Here is a 3,284-nt window from a genome sequence, read left to right on the forward strand (position 1 = left end):
CAGTGCCCATCAGACTTAGGCTTTGGTCTAAGGCTGTGCAAGAATCCCCGTGTCTTTAGACATCGGGAGTGTCAATAAAATTCAATTATTTGCTTTTTGGCAGATTTTTGGCTTGTTCTACTGCAATTTCCCGCAACGCTTGGTAGGAATTGGCATTTGAGGTACCTTCGATCGCCTTGACTGCCAAATCTTGCACCTGTTTGAGTGCCGATTCCAGTTGTTTAGTCAGGGTTTTGATTCGTTCTTCTTGGTTGTTAATGCTCACTTCTAATGCGCTGATTTGCAGTTGATAGGACCGCTGGAGTCCTTCTACTTCTTTACTCCGCAGATCCGAGGCGATTTTGGCTTGATAGTTGCCAATATTTCGTCCAGTGTCTTTGCCATTCTTGATATGGGTTTCCAGTTCTTTGGGATGTGCCTCAACTTTGGCTTTAGCTTCGGCATATTGTTTCTCCCGTTCGGCGATCGCGGTTTCCCGTTCGGTCCATTCTTGTTCTTGGGTTTGGCGGGTTTCTGCCAGTTCTTGATACAAACCTTTTTGGGTTTGTTCATATTCTTCCTGAGCCAGGTGGCGATCGAGTTCTAAGCTGTAGCGGTATTCCTGTGCATCCCGTTGCCGCTGTTTCTGCCGCGTGGTATTGCGTTCTTTAATCTCACGTTGATGGGTTTCTTGTTCTTTTTCCCAGGTTTTCTTTAGGGTTTGGACTTGTTCCTCTAAGGTATCCTGGCGATCGGTGATTTCTATTTGAAAGGTTTTAGCTCGCTCTTGATAGGTTTGGATTAACCCCTCTAAAGTCTCCTCGGATACTTCCAAATCATGTAAAGTTTGAAGGTCTTCCACCTCCTGATTCACCGATTCTTCCAGTTCATGAAGTTTAGTCGCCTCCTTAGTCAGTCGCTCAGATAAATCGCTAACAGCACCCCCAAACCCTAATTGCAACAGTTGCAAACTATCAATGGTCTGATTGATTTTCTGTTGGGCGGTTGGTGTAGGATTCATCTGGGTTTTAGCTTCGGGAGAATTGATTTCTTTAACGGCTGAAATGGTACTTTTCGCCGCCGCTTGTTTTTCTCTGGCAAGTTGCGTGACTTGCTCCTCTAGTCCTGAGTTTTCCTTTTCTAATTCCTCAAAAGCTTCCATGATTTCCGCTTTTGTGCTTTTAGAGGTGATTTTTTTCGCCATCAGACTTCTCCAAACAATATTGAGGGTTTAAATCTTTACGATGAGTTTTTGCAACCTACAAATACCGGATTTGGTATTACTTAGAAGATGCACTCACATTAGATGAGGTTTGAAAAGCTCGCATTGCTAAATCTTGAGCTTGTCGCGTCGCCGCTTGTAGCTGGGCGTTAATATCGGCAATTTGTTGAGTTTGGCGTTCGATATTGCTGTTGAGGGATTGCAGAGTCAAATCATAGCCTTGCTTGGTGCCTTCCCACTCTTTCTCGAACAGGTCAGATTTAACCTTGGCTTCGCGCTTAACTTCGGCGATCGCCTCTTCTTTTGCTTTAGTATAAGCTTGTTTCAATTCTTCCTCAAATCCAGCAATCTTCTGCTGATTTGCGGCAAACTCGGCCTGATGTTCAGTCAAATATTTCTCCCGTTCCGTCCAGTTCTTTTGTTTCTCCCGGGCAATTTCTTTTAATTCTCGCTCTTGTTGCCGCTTCCGTTCTTCATATTCATCAGTTTCTAATTCTTGAATTCGCAACCGTTCATATTCATAATCTGCCGCTTCCTGTTCCCGTTCTTTGGTGACAGTTTCATCTTGTCCTTGAACTACACTGTCAAATTCTTCTTGCTCTTTTTGCCATGCTTTGCGCTTTTGCGCCTGGTCCGTTTCAATGGTTTCTTGTTGTAAAGCCGCCTGATTATCCAGTAGGGCTAACTTTTCTTGGTGTTCTTGGGTGAGAATGTGAAGGGCATCAGCAACGACTCGAATTTTGCGTAATTCTTCTAGGCGATCGGCTTCAATGGCGATCGCCCGTTTGAGTTCATCCAGTTTAGCGGTTTCTGTACCCAGTTTCTCCGCCAGTTGGGTAACAACACCCCCAAAATCCAGTTGCAGATCCGCTAATCCTTTGACAATGGTATCAATGGTGTAAGTCGAGGCAACGGCGAGGAGTTCTTGATTTTTCTCCTTCTCAGCTTCCTCCTCTTTCGTAGCGACTTTGGAGGCAGTCTCTTGGCGACTGGCAAGGAGTTGTTGAAATTGGGCTAAAATTTGAGCTTTACTGTCTTTAACCGGGGTTTGGGACATGAATTTTTCTCCAATTTAGGATAGTTTAGATGCGGAAAGTTTAACCAAATGGGTGACTTAGAACCGTGGGTAATTAACTCATCCCTTGATTAACGGATGGGGTAAATTTGACATTTTGCACCAGGGGTAACAACCTGCGAGGGTTAAAATCCCCGCCTGTAGGGGCGCGAGCATGATCGCCCCTACGTCGGTTAAAAACCGACTAAAAACATCACCCTATACTATAAGACTTTCAGTCGGTTTCAACCGACTTTAGCTGTTAGACGGGGGTTTTAACCCCCGTCGGTTGTTGCCCCTTTACTCTAGCTGGCGATTCGAGAGAAGCTGGAGAATGGCATGACAGCGATCGCAACGGTTTCCTTGCCAGCAAAAACACTCATCTACCACCTGTAAAAGCATCGCTCTCATTTGGCGATTTTGCTTTAATAATGCCGCATAATTCTGCTGAACCGAAGTAACGACTAGATGCAAATGTTGAAAATCTTCACTGAGGAGTTGTAAATCATTCAAGGTATCCGTGCGAATCTCCTCAATTGTACTCAGATTTCCTTTCAACTGATTTTCCCAGACTGACTGGCGGGTGAGGTTGGCAATTTTTTCCATGAATTTATCTAAAACCCGGTGAAGGGAGAGATGCGACTGCACCTCTCCGTTGTTTTATTGGACCTAATTAACCCGTAATTAAAGCAGGTTCTCGCATTAATTCATGAGAAACTGCCGCAGGCAATGCCATCTCTCCAGAAGTTGGACTATCCAAATGAGCCGCCATCAAACAAGCAATATCCGCCGGAGGCAGATTATCCAAACAAACCATTTCTCGGGTTCCTTCCAAATCAATCATCCGACTCAGATTTTGGGGGTCAGACAAGACGATCGCCGCTTGTTCCACCATCTCCCAATCGGACCGTTCAATCCAGTCCCATTTAAGACTATAATAATTAATCGGTTTAATCACCCCATTCTCATCAGGCTTTTGTCCAGAATGCTTAATGAAATCTGGAACAAATACCCCTTCTGCGGGTTCAA

At 44.7% G+C, this 3,284-nt stretch carries 3 protein-coding genes and 1 pseudogene; all 4 read right to left on the reverse strand.

The window, feature by feature from the left end:
* Window positions 1-85 precede the first annotated feature (85 nt).
* The gene (locus J0895_RS14620) at window positions 86-1,183 is read right to left on the reverse strand and encodes a coiled-coil domain-containing protein (RefSeq protein WP_207088801.1); all 1,098 of its coding nucleotides are present in this window, start codon (window positions 1,181-1,183) and stop codon (window positions 86-88) included.
* A gap of 76 nt (window positions 1,184-1,259) precedes the next feature.
* On the reverse strand, window positions 1,260-2,258 hold the full coding sequence (locus J0895_RS14625; RefSeq protein WP_207088802.1) for a coiled-coil domain-containing protein: 999 nt from the start codon (window positions 2,256-2,258) through the stop codon (window positions 1,260-1,262).
* 297 nt (window positions 2,259-2,555) lie between these two features.
* A complete protein-coding gene (locus J0895_RS14630) occupies window positions 2,556-2,861 on the reverse strand; it encodes a hypothetical protein (RefSeq protein ID WP_207088803.1) in 306 nt (101 codons plus the stop codon).
* Between the two features lie 67 nt (window positions 2,862-2,928).
* Window positions 2,929-3,284 (reverse strand): annotated as a pseudogene (locus tag J0895_RS14635) (hypothetical protein); the annotation flags it as partial.

Source organism: Phormidium pseudopriestleyi FRX01 (assembly GCF_017313335.1).
GTDB lineage: Bacteria > Cyanobacteriota > Cyanobacteriia > Cyanobacteriales > Laspinemataceae > Laspinema > Laspinema pseudopriestleyi.

What these genes read in the sequence shown, in the direction of transcription:
- J0895_RS14630 (WP_207088803.1), bottom strand. Translation starts at nt 2,861, where the DNA reads ATGGAAAAAATTGCCAACCTCACCCGCCAGTCAGTCTGGGAAAATCAG.
- J0895_RS14625 (WP_207088802.1), bottom strand. Translation starts at nt 2,258, where the DNA reads ATGTCCCAAACCCCGGTTAAAGACAGTAAAGCTCAAATTTTAGCCCAA.
- J0895_RS14620 (WP_207088801.1), bottom strand. Translation starts at nt 1,183, where the DNA reads ATGGCGAAAAAAATCACCTCTAAAAGCACAAAAGCGGAAATCATGGAA.